The organism is Mycoplasmopsis anatis (assembly GCF_900660655.1).
GTDB classification, from domain to species: Bacteria; Bacillota_I; Bacilli_A; order Mycoplasmatales; family Metamycoplasmataceae; genus Mycoplasmopsis; species Mycoplasmopsis anatis.
Window position 1 is genome coordinate 589042 of record NZ_LR215035.1, and the last position, 24583, is coordinate 613624.

Annotated in this window: 11 protein-coding genes and 1 pseudogene; 9 read left to right on the forward strand and 3 right to left on the reverse strand. The window is 24.5% G+C overall.

The features are described 5' to 3' along the window. The first annotated feature begins 32 nt into the window (after positions 1 to 32). From EXC66_RS02460 to rpsR, 4 genes are all read left to right on the forward strand, one after another. A complete protein-coding gene (locus EXC66_RS02460) occupies positions 33 to 12266 on the forward strand; it encodes a GDSL-type esterase/lipase family protein (RefSeq protein ID WP_006886225.1) in 12234 nt (4077 codons plus the stop codon). A gap of 150 nt (positions 12267 to 12416) precedes the next feature. Next, positions 12417 to 12779: a 30S ribosomal protein S6 gene (gene rpsF, locus EXC66_RS02465; RefSeq protein WP_006886224.1), complete on the forward strand. Its 363-nt coding sequence runs from the start codon at positions 12417 to 12419 to the stop codon at positions 12777 to 12779. Between the two features lie 31 nt (positions 12780 to 12810). Continuing rightward, positions 12811 to 13596: a single-stranded DNA-binding protein gene (locus EXC66_RS02470; protein ID WP_006886223.1), complete on the forward strand. Its 786-nt coding sequence runs from the start codon at positions 12811 to 12813 to the stop codon at positions 13594 to 13596. 18 nt (positions 13597 to 13614) lie between these two features. Further along, positions 13615 to 13872, forward strand: a complete 258-nt coding sequence (rpsR, locus tag EXC66_RS02475; RefSeq protein WP_006886222.1) for a 30S ribosomal protein S18 — start codon at positions 13615 to 13617, stop codon at positions 13870 to 13872. Positions 13873 to 13935: 63 nt separating this feature from the next. On the opposite strand, the gene EXC66_RS02480 is transcribed toward rpsR, so the two are convergent. Next, positions 13936 to 14667, reverse strand: coding sequence for an MAG0110 family membrane protein (locus EXC66_RS02480; RefSeq protein WP_006886221.1), 732 nt, complete (start codon positions 14665 to 14667; stop codon positions 13936 to 13938). A 65-nt stretch (positions 14668 to 14732) separates the two neighbouring features. On the opposite strand from EXC66_RS02480, the pseudogene parE reads away from it, so the two are divergent. Continuing rightward, positions 14733 to 16657: pseudogene (gene parE, locus EXC66_RS02485) on the forward strand (DNA topoisomerase IV subunit B). 37 nt (positions 16658 to 16694) lie between these two features. Here the strand turns inward: parE and EXC66_RS02490 are convergent. Next, positions 16695 to 17378 (reverse strand): LemA family protein, encoded by a 684-nt coding sequence (locus EXC66_RS02490; protein ID WP_006886219.1) that lies wholly within the window; start codon positions 17376 to 17378, stop codon positions 16695 to 16697. 8 nt (positions 17379 to 17386) lie between these two features. Continuing rightward, positions 17387 to 19291 carry a hypothetical protein gene (locus tag EXC66_RS02495; RefSeq protein ID WP_006886218.1) on the reverse strand — a complete coding sequence of 635 codons (1905 nt, stop codon included), beginning with the start codon at positions 19289 to 19291 and terminating at the stop codon, positions 17387 to 17389. A gap of 673 nt (positions 19292 to 19964) precedes the next feature. On the opposite strand from EXC66_RS02495, the gene EXC66_RS02500 reads away from it, so the two are divergent. The 4 genes from EXC66_RS02500 (at position 19965) to EXC66_RS02515 (ending at position 24539) form a co-directional block, all read left to right on the forward strand. Then, on the forward strand, positions 19965 to 20933 hold the full coding sequence (locus EXC66_RS02500; protein ID WP_006886217.1) for a hypothetical protein: 969 nt from the start codon (positions 19965 to 19967) through the stop codon (positions 20931 to 20933). A 68-nt stretch (positions 20934 to 21001) separates the two neighbouring features. Continuing rightward, complete coding sequence (locus EXC66_RS02505) at positions 21002 to 22747, forward strand: S8 family serine peptidase (RefSeq protein ID WP_165166784.1); 1746 nt, start codon at positions 21002 to 21004, stop codon at positions 22745 to 22747. Positions 22748 to 22861: 114 nt separating this feature from the next. Beyond that, positions 22862 to 23797 carry a hypothetical protein gene (locus EXC66_RS02510; protein WP_006886215.1) on the forward strand — a complete coding sequence of 312 codons (936 nt, stop codon included), beginning with the start codon at positions 22862 to 22864 and terminating at the stop codon, positions 23795 to 23797. Continuing rightward, positions 23790 to 24539 (forward strand): ABC transporter ATP-binding protein, encoded by a 750-nt coding sequence (locus tag EXC66_RS02515; protein WP_006886214.1) that lies wholly within the window; start codon positions 23790 to 23792, stop codon positions 24537 to 24539. Before EXC66_RS02510 ends, EXC66_RS02515 begins: the two co-directional genes overlap by 8 nt. Positions 24540 to 24583 lie beyond the last annotated feature (44 nt).

Consider the following 24583-nt stretch of genomic DNA (forward strand, 5'->3'; position numbering starts at 1 on the left):
ATATTAATATTACATATTGATAAGGAGTTGATATGAAATCAAAGAAAAAGTTAATTATCGTTTCTGCAGCTTCATCGGCTGTTGGTATCGGTGCGATTGTTGGTGTATCTACTTGAATAGCTACACATAAACCCAAAGAAATCGCTAGAGGTGGTAATCCAATAAATAAAGATGATGAACCTGGTGACAAAAAATACGAAATAATCGACTCAAACAGCGGAAATATTATTGATTTTGACGCAGTCTTTAACAATAAACAAAATGTAGACTTACCTGAGCAGAGAATCAAATCAAGTCACTTTATCGACAAAAACACAAAAATTAAATATGTTGCGATTGGTGACTCAATCACAGCAGGTTTTGATGGTACATTGGAAAAAGATTATAAGGGTAGTTTTGAAAATGGTTTAGTAACTGGTCTTAGTTATCCTTCATACCTATCAAGACTATTTAACAAAATCAACAGACTTGAATCTTTCGATAACTACTCAGTAACTGGTTCGACAATTAACGAATGAATTGATTTATTGCAACTAAGCACAAATCCTAAGGATTTAGTTAGTGAATCATCATTGATAAGTAGATTTGGCAAGGATTATAAATTGCTTGCTAAAGAAATTATTAAGCAATTGAAAGAATCTAATTTCATAACTCTATCAATTGGTGCTAACGATTTTATCCACACTTTTATTGATGCAATAAAGCAAAGTGGTATAACTCAAAGTATTCAGTTAATTTTGAATGACAATCCAACATTTGGACCTTTAATTGAGGATGTTAAAAAAATCCTTGATAGTTCAATAAAAGAAGTTTCTAGAAGACTTCAAGTTTTTGCTTCAGAAATAAAGAAATTAGCTCCAGATGCAAATATAAATTTTATTTCATATCCAACTCCATTTTTAAAACTTAAATACATGATTGATAATTTTGTTAAAAATTTTGCTGGTGATATAGCAAAAGATTTTAGTATCACCGATTTCTTCACAGGTATTTTAAATAACACAATTAAATTAAACGCAAACAGAAATGGTATTAACTTTATAAATCCTGTTAATAATCAGTTTTGAAATAAAAATGCCCAAAAAATTAGTTCAATTTGATTTGATATTCACCCTAATACAAATGGTTATAAAAAATTAGCGATTGATTTATTCATTAAACTTACTAACCCTAGCTTGATTATTGATGATTATGAAAAATTAGGTGATTTTAACTTTTCAACTGATTTTTTAAAAAGCGATTATCAAACGGCAAGTTACCAAATTGAAATAGAAAATTATTCACAAACCATCAAGGAAATAATCGGGCTTAGTGATTGAGAATTTATTAATAAAAAAGATAAATTTGAAACTGATTTAGAAGCATTACGCTCAACAGATAACTTTGGTAAGAGAATGCTAAGAATTAGCGGTAGCTTCAAAAAAATTACTCAGGGGTTGGTAACATCAATTGTTAAATCAGACTATATAAAAATTATCGATCCGAACGGAACGTTACAACAATTTTTAACTGAGGATGGCTTTAGAAGATCAGAACAAATCGTAACTTGATTACTAAATTCAGGATACTTGTCAGAATTAATAAGCAACTTACAAAATGAATTAACTAAATTAGTTGAAGAAAATCCTAATGCTTCAATCTTTGATGAAGGCGTTATAACTAGTGTTATTACAAAAAGCTTCACTAATGAAAAATCTGTACTTAATTTACTTAAGTCATTAGCTAAAAGTGATTTTATTCAACAAAACAAAAATGAAATTAGGGAAATTTCAAATAATCTAAGAGATTCTAAACTAATGGGAATCTTATTTACTAAATTAAAATCATTTATTTCACCATATATCACCAAGCTAATTAACAACCCGTCATTCACACAAGAAAAAGTATATAACCTACTTAATAATTCTATTCAGCAAGCCGATTTAGAAAATGCTATCATTGGTATGATCAATGACTTTTTAGATATTTCAGATGATATTGATCAAGTAAATTCATATTACGATTTATTTGTAAAGATTATTTCAAATGGAAAAACTATTAAAAGTCTTAAAACTCCTTTAAGTAAAGTAATAGAAATTTTACTTTCTGATAAAGAAGTTATTAGTTTAATTTCAAATAAAGTTAAAGACTTATTGAATCAATATGATATCCTGCTAAATGTTGATGAAAAAAGATTTGATTTATTATTACAATCCTTACTTAATAACGAGTCAATCAAGGATCTTGCTAATAGTTTAGTGAATGTTTCTGTAGACACAATTATTAACTTTGTAAGAAACAATCATCAAAAATACAACAATATCACAGCAATTTTAATTGATTCAATAAAATCAATGTTTGGTTCAAATTCTTTGGGCAATATAAATCTAACTCAATTACTAGTTCCTGTTTTCGAGATATTAAACTCAAATGTTTTAGATAATAATGTTGATATTATCGAAACTATGCTCCATAACTTTATTGAAAGCAAAAAAATTAACCATGCAGATTTAATTATTTCTGTAATTCCACAAAATGTTAAACAAATATTAAATGATTTTATTGATATTTCTACCCTTAAAAACAAAGTTACAAATATCATTTCAAATCAAAACAACAAAGATATCTTAGTAAAGACTATTACAAACTCAATAAAGGAAAAATCAAACTTTAAAAACAAAATTAGTAATGTAAACGATGCTTTATATCTCATAGCAAAAGGTTTTGCAAAAAACGATAAGGCTAACATATTAAAATTTATCAATTCAATCAAAGACGAATTAGAAATTGATAAATCAATTAGAAAAATAATAGAAAATTACTATAGAACCATAAATTTAGATTTTACAACCGCTCAAAACAGTAAATTTATTGACGATATAACAGCATTTTTAAGTGATTTTATTAAAAATGATAAAAACATCGAATTATTAATTGATAATTTACTTTTTGCTATCAAAAACTCAAATAATTACTCATCATTAAAGGAAAATGTTTCAAATAAATTAATTTCTTACCTAAAAGATGTATTAAACATTACTGAGTTTAACTTTGAACAAATATTAAATAAAATTCTTAATTTATCCCTCGTTAAAGAAAATCAAAATGCCATTAAGGATTTATTGAAATCAACAGTTAATTTCTTACTTAAAGATGATAATAATTATTTAGAAATTTTTCTATCAACATTATTTGGTGATGATAAAAATTCAAATAATCAATTTATAGTAACAATCTCGCAAAAAATTAAAACACCTTCATTTAAATTAGTATTAAACAAATTTATTGATAATTTACTTTCTGATAATTGAGTTGAAAAATTAAATAAAAATCCTATTTCAACAATCATTTTTAACTCATTAAAAGATCCAAAAATAATAAATGAAATCAGAAATAATAAAAGTGCAATAATCTCACTTGTAGAACTTCCTAAAATCAAAACATTAGTAATTGATTTAATAATTTCTCAAACTAAAAAAATCGGTTTAAATAAAGAAATTTTCAATTACGAAGAATTTGCCGCTATTCTATTTAGTAATTTAGTGAATAATTTATTAAAAAATCCCACTACAAACAATATTTTAGACTTATTAATTAATTCATTTGAGAAGAGTTCTAATTTAGATAATTTTATTGATAATATTAAAAATCAATTAGGTGATGAAGCATTAAATCTTTTAAAATGAATTTCTTCATCATTAATAAAAGCAATTAAGGATACTAATTTCCCTGTTAAAACAACACAATTTGTTAAAAATATTATTAATCAATTAATTAACGAAAGTAGCATAAAAACTCTTTTAGATAAATCTAATATTCAAGCTAAATTTAAATTAACTAAGTATCCTGAACTAAAGAGTTTTCTAACTAATCAGTTTACGGATAAAGATTTTACTAAATTAATTGACAAAATATCTTCTGCATTTGTAGATGGTATAACTCAAACTAACACATATTCAGAAAACATAATTGATCAATTAGTCAAAAACATATTTTCTTCGAATAAAATCGATCAAGAATTTATTAATATCCTTAATACCAAGTTAGAAAGTTTAATTAATAACGAATCAGTTCAAGAATTGATATCAAAAATATTAATCACAAAACTTGACCAGCTAGAATATTCATGAATTTTTGATAATGTTAAAAATCCCGAGTTTGTTATTTCTAAGTTAATTAAATTGTTAGGTCAAAATAATACTAAACTAAAATTATCAGAAAAGTTAATACAAACTTTCATCGCACAATTATCAACTAAAGGAACTAATTTAGATATCAAAGAAATGTTATTTAGCTTAGTTTCACAATACAATTTTGATGGTGAATCTTTAGAAAAAATAATTGTTGACTTTGTTAATAGTCTAGCAAAAGACAAAGAAATAAATAATTTATCTTCAGATATTAAGGTAATTATCAACAATATATTTAATAAAATCAAAACAGACAATAAGTTTGTTAGTCTTATTTCTACAAAGTTATTTAATATCTTTAACTTAAAATCAATTTTCCAAAATCAAAACGATTTTGAGCAACTAATTATTGAAATTTTTAATAATGATAACTTTAGTGTATTACTAAATCAATTAGTTGATTTATTCTTTAGTAATATTACTAAATTAGATAAAGCAAATAGTTACGAAGAATTGTTCAAAGTTTTATTTACAAACTTTAAATTTGTTGAATTCGGACAAAAAATCGATAGTCTAATCGCTGATTTAATTCATTCTGAATCTATCAAAAAAGTTATTGGTAATATAATCAAAAAACAACTAATAGCAACTAATAGTAATTTAACAAGCAATCAAATTGATAAATTCTCAAAAGATTTAGCAAATGATGTTCCTCTAATTTTTGAAATTTTAGGGCTTAAAAACAATTTATTTTCAGCTATTGCTGAAGATTTAGATAAATTAAATAAAGAAAATAATTTAACTACTTTTACTCAAATTTTAGAAGTTATAATTAAAAAAGTTACAAGTCAACTAACAGCCGATTTAAGAAATAAATTAAACAAATTGCTAAAAATTGAGTCTATTCAATCAAACAAAGAAGAATTTACTACTCTAATTAATTCATTTTTACCAATAATAAAAGATAAATTCATAAATGAATCGCTTTATGAAAAAATCATTGATATTGAGTATGCACAAGACAAAAAAATAGGTTTATTAATTGACAAAAACGAAATTTATAGTTTATTAAACATTATAAAAAACGACACAAATTTTGATAAATTAGTTTCTATTTTAGTTAAAAAGATTATCAATAATCCTGATATTTTAATGCTTAATAACAACAAAGAGTTAATTAATACTTTATTATTCGACGATAACACCAAACAGGTATTAAGCTCACTTATTAAAAATCTATTTAATAATTTTGATATCACAAATCTAAGAAATACACTTAATAAATTAATTATAAGATTATGTAAAGATAACAATTTAATTCATTCAGAAGAACAAGTAAATGCCTTTACAAACGCATTACTTTCTTATCTAAAAAATAATCAATCAAAATTGAATATCAATAATATTTCTAATTTATTAATCCAATCAATCAATAACTCAAATAATATTGACCAATTAATAAGTAATATTCAAAGTAAATTACTAAATTTAATTAACCTTAAGGAATATGGTTTTGTTAAAGAAATCTTAAATAGTGATTTCATTTCACCATTAAAAAAATTCATCGTAGATAACTTTGAGTACTTATATAGTAAATTCACTGATAATATTGATATTTTCCAAAAAATTAAATCAATAGATATTTCTAAGCAACTAAACATACAAAACACAAATATTAATCATAACTTTATCTCGGTAATTGAAACTCTTGAAAATGACCCTGATTTTAAACTCATTTTAAAACAATTCATTAAAGATTCAATTTCAAATATTGATAAATTTAAGAATGCAAATAGTTATTATGAACTAATCATTAATGTTATAAAAAATCAAGATAATTTAAGTAAAAACTCACCAAAGATCAAGCAAATTATCAATAGGTTGCTAAATAACACTCAATTCAAAGAACTATTTGCGCTAATAATTGAAAACAAAGTATTTAATAATGCAGAATTTGCTGAAATTTTTAACGGAATTAACAATAAAACTAGATTCTCTAAAAATATTGTTGAATTTATTTCTACATCAAATAAAAAATTTAATTTCACGCAATTCATACTTGACAACCTCGTATCTGAGATTTCAAATGAAAATTTCAATGTTAATGAATTTGCAACTTCAATACTTAATAATTTTAAGAATAAATACTTAAGCAATGAGGGTGATACTGTTGAATTCATTAAATTTATCTTTAATGAAAAAATTTGAACTGAAGATAAACAAAATGTATTACAAATAGTTAAAAATATTGTAAATTCCGACCTAACTAAAGTGCTAAAAATCGATTCACTTATTGATTCATTAGTTAAAGATAATCAAATCATTGATGCTCAATCTCTAAAAAGTATTGTAAAAATAACAACTGGATCAAAAGAATTCAAAAATATCATTAATAAGATAATTGATGCGATAAATACATCAAATCTTAATTTAGAAAATGTTAAAACTTATAGTCAATTAATTAACGAATTCTTAAAAAATGTTGATTTTAATTTGATCAAAAAGGATGTTAAAAACTTAATTAATACACTATTAAATAGCGATGATGTTAAAGCTAATATTTCTTCACTAGTTCAAAAGATTATTTATAGTTTCACAAATGTTCCACAAAGCAATTCAATAACCAAATTATCAAATGATATTGCATCGAATTTATATACTATAGTTTCATATAATGACTTAGTAAACAAGATTATTGATTCAATTTTTAACAAATTAAATGAAATCAAGAATAACAAAGACTTTGAAACTTTGATCTCTGAAATACCAACTTCAATATTACAAAGTGTAAAACAAAGCTTATCAAATCCAATTGATTTTATTAGATTTATATTTAATAATCCAGTTGTAACAAATAATTATGAAGGATTGAATTACATAATTCAAAATGGATTAGAAAACATTATAAATATTCCTGAAATTAACCAACAAATACTTAATCTATCAAATTCAATTGATGAAAAATGAGTCGACAGAAATGAAATTAGAAACTTCATAAGCAAATTAATTAAAGATAATAGATTTATTCAAATGGTTAAAAGCTCAGCATCAAATTTATTAAAAACAAATAATTGAATCAACAAAAATAAATCTGAAGAGATTATTTTAGAAGCTATAAAACAAAGTAAATTATTAAATAATTCAGGTCAGATTGTTGAAATACTAAAAAGTAATTTAACTAATGATTCTTTGATATTAACATTTAATAAATTGACAAATAATCTTTTAATTGACAATAATATAATCAGTGAAAGTCAAAAATTATCAACTAATTTAACAAACAGTTTATATCAGTCATTAATTAGTAATGAATCATTCGATTTAATAAATAAAGTTTTAGAATTAATTAAAACAAATATCACTTCAAGCACAAGTTTCGAACAACTATTTTCAACTATTAAACCTAAATTGATTGAAATATTCAAGAATGATTACTATAAATTAATAAAAAATATATTTAGTTCTCAAGTAATATCTAAAAATAAAGTTGAAGTTAAAAACTTCATTCATTCACTGCTAAATAATTACATTCCAAACAATATAAACTCATGAGTTGATCAAATCAATTTAACTGAATATACAACTAAGTATGATTTTGATGATCATGAACTAAAAAGTGCTTTGGTAGATGTATTCAATTCACATCATTTAATTGATATAAGTGATTACTTAGTTGATGATATTTCCGCAAGAGAAAATATATATAAAAATACCAATAGTCTTGAAGAGTTTATACAAACACTACTTTGAAATAATCAAACTAGAGAAAAGATTGAGAATTCATTAAGCTTAATAATAAAAGATTTTATTAGCAAAGCAAATATCAGAGAAATTATCAAAAAAGTTTTACTTAAAGAATTAACAGGACCAACAATTGACTTATTTTTAGAAGGTATTTCAAGCAAGGAACAATTAATATCAAATATTATTGAAATCTATAATGATATTGATTCGGTTGTAAATTTAACAAAAAACATTATAAGTTCAACAACTGAAGAAATAAAATTAAACGGATTTAAAATAGGTATAAGTTCAATTATTTCAAATATTTTTAGCAAAATTAAGAGTGATAAGTTCAATGACCAAAATGCTAAAGAAACTGGATTTAAACTCATTAAAGTTATTCTTAATTCGAAATTAATTACCCAAAATAAAGATGACTTGGTAAAAATAATTAATAATTTAATTAAACTTCTTTCTAATGAAGAATCAATTTCAAAAATCCTTGACGGACTATCGGATTCGATTAAAAATGAGTTATTTAAATATGCAAGTAAGCAAAACCTAATAGATATTATTAAATTTGTGGCTACAAACAATAATTTCAATCAAATTATTAATGTTGTTACCCGTGATTTACTTGAAAATGTTAATACCTTAAAACAAACACAGAATTTTGATGATTTTGTAGCAAAGTTGCTTTCATTGGTAAACTTTGAAAAATTAAAAGAAAATATCAAGGGATTAATTAACGATTTAATCACAAATAAAGATATTAAAGTTATTCTTAAGAATATATTGAAACAAACTTTAATAAGTTATGGTGCAACCAATGACTCTAAACTTGAGTTAATGATTAGTGACATAGTTGACGAACTTGATGTACTAATTAATGATTTTGAATTAATAAATACTATTATTGATAAATCAACTGAATTGCTATCTCAAGCTAAAAACAGTAATGATCCAAATTCAATATTAATTAAAATACCTAATGAAATATCAAAAATTATTTCAGAAAAAATTAAGGAAAACCCATATCAGTTTGTTGAAAATATTATTCAACACAAATCAATTAAAAATAACTATGACACCTTAATCAGAACAATTCAAGAAGTTCTTGAACACTTAATAAATAATCAAACAATTGAAAATCTAATAATAAAACAAATCAATTCAATAGAGCCAACAAATGAATTGTTTAATTATGCTAATAAAAACGATTTAAATGAATTAGTAAGATTTTTATTGCATGACAATGATTTTAAAAATACTATTAAAAACTTAGTACCAAAATTATTAAATAATCGTCAATGACTTAATAATTTAAATAATACTAATGAATTGTTAAAATCAATTTTAGAGATAAATGGAATCGTTGACGAAAACAAGACTAACATTTCTAATTTAGTACAAAAATTATTGACTAATAATCAATTCAAATCAATAGCTACTAAATCATTAATTTATATTGCAAAGCAAAACGATATTAACCTAAATATAAGTGGTATTAATGAATTGGTAAGTTCAACTCTAGATTCGATAATTCCAATCTTAAAAGAATTAAATCTTTATGATCAGTTCGTTGATGATATGTTTGAACTAATTAAGGATCCAGTTAATCTTTCCAAATCAATTAGTACATTTGTAGATAAGATTAAAAATATATTGTTAAATAATAATTTTGAATTACTTAAGAAATTACTAGCTTCAAGAATATTTAACGATAGTAGAAATAAAGCAACTCTTAAAGCAATAGTAAATGAACTACTAACTAAATTAACTACTTCAGAAAAAGTCATAAAACTAGTTAAAACTTTTGGTTTAGATAAATTATTACAAAAATTCAATATCACCAAAGATCAAACTAATACTTTAAGTGTTAAATTATTTACCAATGGAAATAAAATCAATTTAGTTAGAGATGTTCTTTATAACGTAATAGATAACTCTAGCGAATACTCAACAAGCACTAATTACAATGATTTAATTAAACGAATTTTCAACAGAACTCAAATCCAGAATTCGCTAAGAACTAATTTCAGTGCTCTTGTAAAAGAATTACTTAATGATTCTGAAATTAGAAATATTATTGCCGAACCTATTAATAAGTTATTAACAGAATTAGAATCAAACTGATTGTTAAAAAATACACAGAATTCTAAGTCTTTAATAACTGAATTATTAACCGTCGCAAATTCAATTAACAATAATTTACACATAAGTGATAAACTAATTGAAACGTTGATTAGTGAAATAAAACTTAACGGAACTGAAATTAATTTTAGCAACATACTTAATAGTATTTCAACTAGTTTATCAAAAGAATTAGAAAACAATTTAGATCAAAAACTTACTGAATTAATCAAATCGATTACAAATACTAATATTTTTAGAAACTCAACAAATTACTCAGATCTAAAAGTTCTAATTTCTAACATACTTGAATACTTAAACAAAAATAATACACTTGCTAATGTCTTAGTAAACTCGTTAAATTCAACAACTTTAACTGAAATTAACAAATATGCTGATAATACCACATTAAAAAATGCAATAAATGTAATAATTAATAACGAGCACCTTAAAAACACAATTTTTGCACTTTTAGATTCAATAAAATCTAAGTCAGCCCAAATCTCTCAAGCAAATAATTTAAATCAAATTGTTAAAATCTCATTAGAAGATACATCAACAAAAAATAAAATTAAGAATGAGCTTAAATTACTTGTTAGAGATATCTTTACAAACCCAACGATTAAATCAATTCTCAAAAATGTCGTAAAACACTTCTTTGATTTCATTGGAATTGACTCAAATAATATTCCTGAAGCTAACTCGTTCATGAATATAATAGTTGATGATTTATATAACCTATTAAATAGGCTTGAATTAATTGATAATTTAATTAATCCTTTAGTTGACCAAATAGGAACTACAAATGACATAATTGGTTTATTTAACTCAATTAGCTCACAAGTAATTGAAAACCTTAAAATAACTGAATATGCTACTTTTACCAAGTTACTAAAAGATAATTTAGTAACTCAAAATAAACAAACTATTATTAAAATAATAAACCACATAATAAATAAATTAACAACTGACGAAACAAAAATAAGAAGAGTGCTAGAAAAATTAGACATTAGCTCTTTACTTATTAATGGTTCAACTTCACTTAATAAAAATAGAATTAACGATTTTATTATAAAAATTCTAAAGAATCAAAATCTTAAAAACTTATTAAATACATTAGTTGAAGAAGTAATAAATAATAACTTAGAATATGCCAAACTAAATACTTGATGAGAACTAATTAACAAGATATTGAATAGTTCAAAATCAAATGACATCAAGAATTTCATCAAAAACTGATTGATTGAGACTGTAAATAACAATGATATTGATTTTGAACTCGGATTAGGCGAATTGCTAGTTGAAATGCTTAGAAAAAGTGGATTTAATTTAAATCAAGGAGATAAGAATCTTTTTGGAAGAGTTGTTAAGAACTCACTTAAGGCTATATCTTCAACAAATGAATTTGATCAAATAATTAATAAAATTTATGATAATATCAAAAACTTAAGACCAAGTTCTACTAATCCAATAACATCAGAAAAAATAAGTGATGCAATTATCAAGGGAGTTTTAAGTATTATTTCGAGTGATGATGGATCTGCAATACAAGTTGTCAAGATTCTTGATAAATCTGAATTCATCGGTAAAATAATTTCACAAATTGGATCAGCCGATTTTGTAAAATTCATTGACAGATTATTCGAATCTAGCGACTTAAGAAAAAATACTGGTATTTATGCAATATTAAAACCATTATTGAGCAAAAACAACAACTCTCCAAGTTCAGCAAAGGTTGAAATTGGTACATTAAATGTTCTCTCTATTCCAGATAAAGCTAAAGTATTCTTAGCACAATTCTTCAAACCTTTTTACGAAGAATTATTCAAGAAAGCAATTAACAATAATTTACCATCATTCAAACAAGATACTATGGAATACAGAAACCTATTTAGAATTACTGAAATTGTCTTATGGTTTTTATGAAACAACAATCCAAGTGGTGTAAGTTATTGAAATACAAACTTACTAAGATCAACAACAATTGAAGGAATCGTAAACTTAGCTCATCAAAAAGCGATGTGAGATGACCTATATATACCAATTTATAAATATCCAATTGATATATTAAGAAATGAAACAACTTATAGAAAAATTGGATTCATCAATGGTAAATTTAATACAGAATTTGTTTTTGGAAGTCGTTCTAATTGAACAAAAAATTGAAATTATGATTCTGATCAACTTCTTGCATATATATACTATATTAATCAAGGAAACGATAGACACAACACAAGTAAAACTAAGGAACAAGTCCTTTGAGAAGCTCTTGAAAAAGGATACCTTGGTACTAAGAAATAGAGATCTCGATTTGAGATCTTTTTTATATGGAAATTTAGACCACAAAATTTATAAAAACAATCATTAAAAAATTGTAAATCTATATAATATAAAAGAGTAATTTTACTCCTTGGTTTTTAATAACCCTGAATGTCCAAAAGGAGGCTTAATATGGCTAAATATGAAATCATGATGATCGTTGATCCTAAAGCTGATGTTAACGTTGCTTTCGATTTACTTAAAGAAGTATTCGGAAACGGTGTTAAAAAAGCTGAAAAATTAGCTATTAACGAATTATCATACTCAATTAACAAATCAAAACATGCTCAATATGTAAATGCAGAAGTTGAATCACAACCTGAATTAATTTCTGAATTTGTGCGTAAATCAAACATTGTAAAAGCAGTATGAAGACAATTAGTAATTAATCTTGATACTGAAAGTGGTTTAAAACCTACAAACACTAAGAAAAATTCTAAAAAAACAGTACGTAAATCAACACCTAAAAAAGTTGCAGCTAAAACTGAAGAATAATTTATAGTTGATTTTAATATAAGGGGTTAATATGAATAAAGTACTTTTGATTGGTAGAGTTTCTTCCGATGTAAGAGTTTTCCAAACTCAAAGCGGTGTTAGATATGCTAGAGTTAGACTAGCAATTAATCGTCGTGGTACAACTGATATTACAGATTTTATTCCATTGGTTGCTTGAAGAAGCAATGCGGATTTTATGGCTTCAAATGTTTATAAAGGAACTTTGATTGCAGTGGAAGGTTCAATTTACATGAGCTCTTATCAAAAAGATGGTATTAATGTAAGTTCATTTGAAGTAAATATTGATAACATCAATATCCTGGAACCTAAATCTGTTGTTCAGTCAAGAATGAATAGTACAAACTCAAATTCTAATGGTAGATTTGTAACTGAAATACCTTCAAGGGATTTTGGTGAACGTATGCAAAATGTTCCAAATCAACAAGTCCGTAGATTTGATAATAATTCTAACCAATCACTATACAACAACACATCAAATCATAGTTTTGCTGGTTTTACAGTTGATGAAACATTTTCTGATTCATCTGCACAAAGTGGGATGAATAATCAAAAAATTACCTTCACACCTACTGAAAAACTAAACGAATTAAACCTATCAAATAACCAATCTTCTAACAACAAAGATTTCTTAAGTAATCTTGATGAAGATGATGATGAATATAACTTTGACAGTTCTTTATTCACTAATGATGAATCAACTACGAAAAATAATGGTAATTTATTCGAGTTGGATAGCGATAGCGAATTTGAAGATGATATTTTTAACCCTAATCATAATTTAGATTTCGATAAATAGAAACAAATAGGAGAAAAAATGAACTTTAAGAAAAATAAAAAAGGTTTTGGTTCAAGAAGAAAAGTTTGTGAATTTTGTGAACAAAACATGAACTATGTTGATTACAAAAATTTAGAATTACTTAAAAAATACATAAGTGGTACAGGTCAAATTAAATCATTATCAATGTCTGGAACATGTGCAAAGCACCAAAGAAGTGTTTCAAACGCAATCAAAAGAGCTAGATTTGTTGCATTATTACCATACACAATCGTTCGTGTTCGTGTACAAAAATAATGTTACTCAATTAACTAGGAATTATTCCTAGTTTTTATTTTGCAAAATAAAAAGCCAAACGGCTTAATTTCTTGAACCAAAAAGTCTTAATAAATATCAAATCATATAAACAATATTGATAAATACTTTCACTGCATCACTAATTGCATCTTTAAGCATATCTTTAGTAGAATTAAATTCAAACATTGTGTTTTTCTTACTGATAATATAGAATGAGAAGAAAATGTTAATTCCTGATATAGCTAATCCGACAAGTGAATAAATCATCTCAAGTGTACTGTTAAACACAAATAAACTTACTATAAATAAAACTAGAAATCCAAAAAGTAATATTATCGATAATATACTCATCACCTTAACTTTAATTAATTCAAAATATCCCACAATTCCGCATGCAATAGTTAAAATAACTGAAACTAAGAATATTAGTGCGATTAATCAAAGTCTTTCAGTAGAAATACCATTAGCAACCATTGATATAAAGGTTATAAAAGCCATATAAATAATTGTAAAAATATAACCTATAACTAGAACTGGAAATGGTAATTTTTTATATAAATAACTAAATAAAATCAGTCATACAAAAAATACTATTGTTGAAATTAGATAAGTAATAAAAAATGTAGATGAGCTAAAATTATTTAATATAAAGTAAGTAACTTGTTTTGAAAAAATTCCCAAAGATAAAACTAACGTTCCGAATATAAATAATCCTATTCCTACAAAAATTAATGTAAGTGACAGATAAGAGTTTTTGGTTTTTTTCTTTGTAATTCCATAACTTAATTCATTCATATAAAAATTATATATTAAATAAATAATATTAAAAATAAAGATAATTAATTTAATATAATAAATCTATGCAACAAAACAGTTATACAGAAAAAGATATAAAAAAATTAAATGGTCTTGAAGCAGTTAGAAAAAGACCAGGAATGTACATTGGTGGAACTGATGTAAATGGTTTACACCACTTAGTTTGAGAAATAGTAGATAACTCCATTGATGAAGCTCTTGCTGGATATGCTAATAAAATTATAGTAACTATAAATAAAGATAGTTCAGTTTCTATCGAAGATAACGGTCGTGGAATACCGGTAGGTAAAACTGAAGATGGTCGTACCGCGGTTGAATTAGTTTTTACTGAGTTACACGCTGGTGGTAAATTTAGTGAAGGTGCATATAAAAGTAGTGGTGGACTTCACGGAGTAGGTTCAAGTGTTGTTAACGCACTTTCATCAAAACTTGATGTAACTGTTTTTAGAGATGGACAAATTTGATATACCGAATTTGAGCAAGATAAAATCATTAAGAGAACCAGTTCTATTGGTAAAACAAATAAAAACGGAACAATAGTGCACTTCATGCCTGATTATTCATTCTTTAAAAAAGCTAAATTAAATACAGATATTATTAGCGAAAGACTAAAAGAAAGTTCATTTTTGATTTCTAGTTTAGAAATAATTTTGAATGATGAAATCAACCAAACAAGTGAAACATTTAAATACGATAATGGTATTAAAGAATTCGTTAACTTTGTTAATGATTCAAAAACCCCAATAATCGAACCATTTTCATTTAAAGATGAAAAAAATGGCGTGGAAGTTGAATTTGGTTTTCAATACACTGACACATACAATGAATTAATTCTAAGCTTTGTCAACAACGTAAAAACTCGTGATGGCGGTACTCATGAAACGGGATTTAAAAGTGCTTTAACAAAAGTTTTTAACTCTTTTGCTGAAGAAGAAAAAGTCATTAAAGGTAAAAATACACTTGAGGGTAGCGATATCCGCGAAGGTCTTACTGCAATCATTTCGCTTAAAGTACCTGAAAACATTTTAGAGTTTGTTGGTCAAACTAAAGATAAATTAGGCACACCTGAAGCTAAGGCTATTGTTGAAGATATAGTAACTAAATTCATGAAACAATGAATTACTGAAAATAAACAAATTGCTAGAAAAGTTTTAGAAAAAATCAAACGTGCTTATGAGATAAGAAATGATGAACGTAAAAGAAAAAATGAATTAAGACAAACTAAAAATATTCTTAAGACCAAACAAATTCTCTCTGATAAGTTAACTCCTGCACAGTCAAAAAAGTTGAAGAAAAAGAATTATTCCTAGTTGAGGGTGACTCAGCTGGAGGTACTGCCAAAACAGGAAGAGATAGAAGATATCAAGCAATTTTGCCTCTAAGAGGTAAGGTGCTAAATACTGAAAAATCTAAACTACTTGAAATATTAAAAAACGTTGAGATTAACACAATTATTAATACTATAGGTGCAGGATATGGTAAAGATTTTGATGTTTCTAAAGCTCAATATGGAAAAATTATTATCATGACTGACGCCGATACCGATGGCGCACACATTCAAATCTTACTTTTAACATTCCTTTATAGATACATGCGTCCATTAATTGAAGATGGAAGGGTATTCATAGCTCGTCCGCCTCTTTATAAAATTACTTCAAAATCAAAAAATAAAAATGAAGTAATTTATGCTTGAGATGACGATGAACTTAAGGAAATACTAGAAAAAATAAATAGCTATGAAATTCAACGTTATAAAGGTCTTGGTGAAATGAATGCTGATCAAATTTGAGATACTACAATGAATCCCAAAACAAGAACAATAATCAAAGTTGATATCAAAGACGCTTCGCTTGCTGAAAGACGTGTTACAATGCTTATGGGTGATAATGTCCAAGCTAGAAGAGAGTGGATTGATAAAAATGTAGATTTTTCTACTGATGATGATTTTGCATTAAATATAGATAATTAAAATAAAAGTTGGAAACATAAATCCAACTTTTATTGTCTTAAATATTTGATAATCCAGACATGTCAACATCTTTTTTAGATTCTTTACTTGCTTCAAATAATGCCATTGAATGTAATTTCATCTTTTGGGCTTTAATAAGAATTGGAAATGTAAAAATTTCTGTATTAAACTCACTAACTCTTTTATTATATAATCTTCTACTTGCTGCGATTTCTGATTCGATGTACTCACTTGAAGACATTAATTCAGAAACTACTTTAGAAGCTTTTAATTCTGGATATGCTTCAACAGAAATATTAATATCTCTTGAGATGCTTTCCATTAAATTATTCATTTCTTGAGTTGTTTTAGAATCTTCTGACATTCCTTCACTTTTTAAACTTCTTAATTTTGCAACATTTGTAAAAGTGTCTTTTTCAAATTTTAAATATGCCTTTGTTTCTTCAAATAGTTTTACTAATGTATCTTTTCTTTTTTGTAAATTAACATCAATCAATGATGCAGAATCATTCACTTCTAGTTGAAGTCTATTAAGTTTATTTGGTCATGATGAAATTCATTTATATGGTCAGTAAAATAATCCAAAAATTAATATGCAACTAATGAAAATCATTAAAGCAAAAAGGACTTTTTGAGAAGTTGTAGCTTTTGGTGAAATGATTTGATTTTGTACGTTGATTTCAGTGTGTTCAGTTTGTTCTATTCTTGTATCTATTAACATAAATTCTCCTATTTTTGAATTATAAACAATTCTTTCGATAGTTTAATTAATTCATTTATTATATTTTTCCTATTCATTCATTCTTGTTGATTAACACAAATTGATATGCCAGCCTGATTACAATGGATTGCAAAATCATCAGGTAATATTTTGCACATTTGCTTAATTATAGATAAAATTTTGTTTTCCTTATCATTTAATTTATTGTTAAAAATGTTTTTGCCAAATCATAATCTCATCAATGATCAAATTTCATCATCATCTGAGTATTTTATCCCATTATAACTATCTGCTTCGATTTTTGCTATCGCTTCATTGAAATACTTAATTTCTTGCTGAGTTAAAGAAATAGAAAACTCATGAAGAAATATCCTACTAGTGTTTCTAATAAAGAAAACAGTTTTTGGTTCACGCATTTCGTAAAATCTTCTATATTTAACTGGAATAACTTGTGGTCCAACATGTCTTCCTACTACTACAACATTATCAATAAGATCCTTATGATAAAACGAATTATAATTCAGACTATAAATTACACATTCTCCAGCTTCATCATACATTTTGCCATTTTCAAATGTTAATCAAGTATTTAGTGATGGATTATTTTTTCTAAAAGTAAAATATTTATCGTTATTCAGTACTGTTAATAAGTGCGTATTATCAAACTTTAAAACTTCATTATTATCTAACTCATATGTTGTTGAAGTGCTGTAATTACCACTATAATCATATAATTCTCTACTAATTGCTGGTGGTATTAGCAATGTTGTTAAATCTTGCAGCACATTTTTTATGTAAAATGATACGCTTTTTTCAACTAATTCAATTTTATTATCCAAACTTTCTTCAAAGCTAAACGAATCAAGTTCTTCATTTTTTAATAATGAAGAGTAATTAACTTCATGGCTTTTTACAATTCAGAAGTTACCACTCTTTGAGAAAATTGGCTTAGTATTATTCAAATATTTATACCAATTAACATAATCCTCTTGTGCTTTTATTGTAAAAAACTGCAATAAATTTACTTCAGATTCTTTTTCATTGCTTTTTAAGTTAGGCTTTATAAGTTTATTAAACTCTTTATTTTCAAATTTATAATTATTTATAATACCTGAATTATCAAAACTTAGTTGTGGGGAAAAATTCGTTTTAAGTATCATGTAATCTTTATTGTCAATAAACGGTGTATTTTCTCTATGATATGCAGTTAAAGTTTCAAAACTTGTTACTCTTTTCCCATTTACTACTTTAGTATAAGGAAAGCTTTCTGAATTAGAAGTTGTCACAATCTTGAAATATAAATCACTAAGTGAGACCTTATATATAGGTGTATTTTTATATCTAATTTTCAATAATGAATTTACTCCAACAACTTGTTCTGGAAGAGTATTTTTTTCAGTATTCGCGAATAATTCATTCAATAAATTATAATCAAAACTATATTCAATTTTAAAACCTAGATTTTTCATAACATACTCTGCAATTGTTTTTTTATCAACATTAGAAAAATATCCGGTTTTTAATCATATAATTCTACTTTTTTGATTATTAATTATTTTTGTATTTTCAAGTTTGAAAGCATTAAAGTCAGAAATTATTTTTTTGTTTTCTTTATAAAACTTAAGGAAAAATAAACCAAAAATAAGAATAAATGAAATAAAAATTAAAAAATTGATAAATTTTCTTCAAATTATTTTATCTTTCTTCTTTCTTTGTTTGATATCCCGCGATATTTGAATGCATGATTCAGTCAAATTAGTAACTTCATTTCTATACTCGGTATTTTCGCTATCATGCTGCTTAAAATAAATTTTAAGTATTTCATTGATCAATGATAAATTTTTTTCATATATGTTTTTTATAGGTTCTAAAGTATTATCTTTATAATTAAGATTGTCTTTTAGGGTGCTCATTATTTTCTCCTATAATAATCATACAATAATTATACTCTAATACATAAATCTATTTCTTACTAAACAGAAATCAGGAATTATTTTTTAGGGTAATCGAACCATTAAAATAATTTCTATAATTTTTTGAGATTTTATTAACTTCACTTAAATAAACTTTTTAGTTTAACTTTTTGTTTTTGGCATCCACCATATGAATATTACCGATATTACTTCTTTATAAGAAGGAATTTGCATTAAAAATGCAAGTTATTGAATGGATAAAATATATATAACAATAGTATTATTTTTTTGAATTTTATCTTCGATTTTATTAACCCTATCATATTTATTTATTTATTTATTTATTTATTTATTTTAGAATTAATTATCATTCATAATAATTTTCATCTTTAACTGAATAAAAATGTGGTCTATATTTATTATCATCCTATTACACATCAAAAAATGATTGACAAATCTACTAAAACTTATATTTAATAATCCTTATTCAGTTTACTCATAAGTACAACGCATCAGTGAATAAAAAACACAATTAATAAGATAACTGTTATCAATTCACTTAACAAATAATAGTTATTTTATTAAAAATAGTTTTATAAACTATAAATATAACTTAAAAAGTTGTTACGCTCATTTACATTATAAACATTTTAATTTTAAGTATAATTAATATATGATTAAAAAGATTAATGATAAGAAGAAAATATTAATAAAAAGTTTATTTAGAATTAATTTCCCTTGGTTTATTACAATTTCAATTTTAGTAGCAATATCTTTAATTATGATTTTATCAACAATACCTTGAATTATTAATCATAAAGATAATATTACATGAAATATATATAACAATTATTACGGAAGATATTCCGTTTGAGTAAGTTCAATATTCAAAAATGGAATATTTAGTTTTAGTAATTACTCTTTTAGTTCAAATAGTTTTTTAACAATTTTAATCGTTGTATTTTTTATAATTTCGGAATACAAAATTAATAGCATTTATTTTAAAAAGCATGCAATGCTACTAACTAAAGAAAAAAACATCAAATATATACCACTTATCTCATCAATTTCTTTATGTTTGTATACTTTTCTTACTTTTATAATTATTGATCTTATAGTTTTTGCTATACTAAAGGATGTAAGAAATCAATTAATTAATGGTGCTAATTTCACTTTTGAAAATTTTAATATTAATTTTTGAAAAAGTGAGTTTATAGTTATAGCTGAACAAGCTATTCATTACATTTTTTTAGTAGGATTAATTTATTCAATAATTGATCTTTACAGATATAAAATAAGCAATACTACCTGAGTAAAAATCAGTTTATTAATTCTAATTTTCTCTGTTGTTATTCCATTTGTATCGATAATGCTTTGAAGAATAATTTTTAATGTATATCCTAATCAAATGCCATTAAAAATTATTCAATGAATAGTGATTTTGTTGAATCCATTTGATAGTAGTTTCATCGGTGCCTACCCATTGTTTAGTGAAGAGTTTTTGTTATCTTCAGAAGAAATACAAAAGTTAATAATTGCTAATATTCAAAATATTAAGTGAATTATAAAAGGAATTTACATAGCTTTTGCAGTAATTTATGTTGTATTTCATTTTGCCTTCAAAAATCGAAAATATGAATAAATAAATTTCATCAAATATCGAAACAATAACATCTATGATACAATTTACAGTATTAAAAAGGAGTGTTTGTGAAAAAAAGCAAAAAATTTTATTCATTATTATTAACTGGTACCATTGTTACAACAGCAATATCACTCGTTAGTATAAAATCAAATGAAAAAGAATTAAAAAAATCTAAAATAATTATTGAAGGTTTACAAAACTTTAATAATTTATCAATTCATGACATCGATCAAGAAAGTGAAGTATTAGATAATTCCAAATTATCATTACTTATAGTTTTAAAAGAAAATATATCTGAAGATGAAATAAGTAAAATAATTGAAAAATTTAATAATTTTAAATGTAGTATAGGAATAGAACAAAGCAAATTATTGAATAATTTTTTAATAGCTTCTGTCGATTTGAAAGAAGATGATAATAAATTATTGTTTGATTTTTTAGAAAAAAATAAATTTATTAATGTAGTATATGCAAATGTTGAAAGCGAATTTACTAACACAAGCATTTATCACACCAAGGAAAAAGCTCAAGAATATAAACTTGAAACTTTATATCTGAATAATTTCAAAGTCAATAAATATACTGTTGATTTTAGAGATGAAATCATTGATAAATTCAGAGATTACATAAATAAAAACAATGATGAAAGAATAGGTGTAGGTGTTTTAGAAGTAGGTGACAAAACTAATTGATTCAACCATAACGCTTTAATTGAAAGTGTTAATGATTACTACTTTGATACTTCAAAAGAAACAGGGCATATTATAATAAACGATTGATCTAAATTTTATGTCCCTCCTTTTTGAAATATTAAACCTCAATATGGACAACATGCAACACAGGTAGCTTCTATTATAGCTGGAAAAAACGGAGTAAATCCATACTTAAAATTATATGGTGTCAAATTGAATTTATTAAACAACAAAAAAAACGTATATAAAGCATTAGAAGATGAAGTTCTATATTTAGTTAAGCAAAAAGATTTGAAGATAGTAAATTCATCATGAGGTTTAATAACAAATGATGAAAATTTAAGAAAATACAATTCATATTCTCATTACTTTGATGAAGTTGCTAGAAGAAATCCCGAAATATTATTTGTCTTTGCAGCTGGAAATAGTGGCGATGAAGATTCAATTGAAAAAAGAAAATTATCTGGCCCACAACTTTCATATAATTCAATTGTTGTAGGGTCGCATAATGCCAATAGGGAAATTAGTGATTTCTCTTCATATGGTTCAAATTCTGGGAAGAAAGTTTTATTATTAGCCAATGGAGAAAATTATAATTTTAAGCAAAATCCAAATTCAAAAGGAACTAGTTATTCAGCACCATTCATTTCTGGAGTATTAGGTAACACTTTAATAGAATATGCAGACAAATATGACTATGGTAAAAATAATATTATAGCAATGGCTGTTTTATCTGCATCTACATCATTAGAATTCTCACAAATGAGTAAAGATTTTCAATCTGGATTAGATGATAGATTTGGTTCTGGTGTATTTAATTATTCTAAGTTAGATCAAGCATTCAATAATCTTAAATATATTAGATGAGAAAGAGAAAAAAGTACTATAAATAACAAAGATAATCTAAAAACAACTAAAAACGAAATTATAATTGATGACCTTGAATTTAAACCAAATTCAAATATAAGAATGTCTTTGGCTTGAGAATTTAATGCTGAAACATTTTATGAAAAAGACAAAACAAAACCAGATTTAAATGACTTTGATTTATATATAATAGATGAAAATAGTAAAATAATTGCTAAATCAGTTACTGAAAAAATAATATTGAATATTTAAGATTTAAAACTAATGAAAAAGCAAAATACAAAATTAAAATAGTAAATTCAAGATTTGATCCATACAAAAATAATAATATTGAATTAGCTTTAAGTTGAACTGTAGATAGTAGATATGAGTAAAAAAATATACAAAAAATTTATCTTTATAAAATTAATACTTAAACAAAATTTTTGATGGATACTATCAGTTTTAATAGGATTAGCAATAATTTTTAGTTTTGTTTCTTTAACAATTCCTTGAGCGTTAAGGCAGGACAAAACATATAACATTGGACGCGGACCTGAACAAAGTCCTTTTGATGATTTTGTTCAGATGACTTTTCATTTGTACTTTGAAAAAGGATTGCTTCAATTCATAAATACAAACTTCTTTGTTCTAGGTTATTTAACATTTATAAACATAATTTATGTAATTAAATATAATTTCAGACTTAAAAATGTATTTCAAATAAAGAAACTAAATTCTTTAATTAAAGCTAAAAATATAAAGTTTATTCCATTAATTTTTTCATTATTGTTATTTATTTTTACAATTGGTTCAATATTAATTTATGATGTATGTTATTACAAAAACGTTTTAAATGTGCAAAAAGATATATTTAATCTCGATTTAAGTAAATTTTGAATAGATGAATTTTATATCGTACTTAAATTATTTCTTCATTATATATTTGTTATAGGCTTAATTTACTTGTTTATCGATATTTTCAAATTCAGAGTTTCAAAATTTATCACTCTTAAAATTGTGTCATTAATCTCGCTAATAGTTATAGTTTTACCTGCTATATTATGAATAGTAAACTCAAGTATGAGACCAATAAACGATTCTTCAACTGAAACCAATAAAACTATTCATTTTGTGACATTATTATTAAATCCTTTCGATGAATGATATTTATTTTATATAGCAACAACGAAGGAATTTATTGAAAGTTATTCATTAGAAAATCACGAACAGATTCGTTATATACTTAGAATAATTTATTCTTCTTTAGGATTTTTATACACTATATATCATTTTGTAGCAAATAGGGGAAAATATGAGTAATGCAATTTTAGAAGTTAAAGATATTAAAAAGAGTTTTAAAAGTAGACATATTTCATTTAAGAAACTTGAAGTATTAAAAGGCATCAATTTAACAGTAAGTGAACAGCAAAAAATTGCAATCGTTGGTAAAAATGGTTCGGGTAAAACTACTTTAGTTAAAATCATTGCTGGTTTTACTCAGCAAACTTCTGGTGAGATTTTATACAATTATGATTATGAAATCTCTCCTAAGGAAAAAATAGCACTACAATTTCAAAGCGAAATAGATTTTTATAGACCATACGTTAAAAATATCTATAAAGATTTAATTTTAGGATTTAAAAAATTTCTAGATATGGAATTTGTGAATAAATTAGGTGAAATTTTGATGATTAAAAAATATATGAAGCGAAGATATGATCGTCTTAGTGGTGGTGAACGCAAAAAAGTTGATCTATTCTTTACTTTATACAATAAACCTAAAATTGTTATATTAGATGAATTTACCTCTGGTTTAGATACTGATACTAGAGTAAAAATTAGAGAAGTAGTTGAAAACTATATCGATAAATATCAAGCAACATTAATTTTAATCAGTCACAATGCTAACGAAATAAGAAAACTAGCTAATGAAATTTATGTTTTGGAAGATGGTGTTTTTAATAACCACATTGAAAATATCCAAGGTAAATTTACTAATGACGATGATTTAGAAACATTTATTCGTCAAATAACTAATACTATTGATGAAGTTAAGCTTTAAGAAATAGGCAATCATATTGATTGCTTTTTTATTTAAATAAAAAG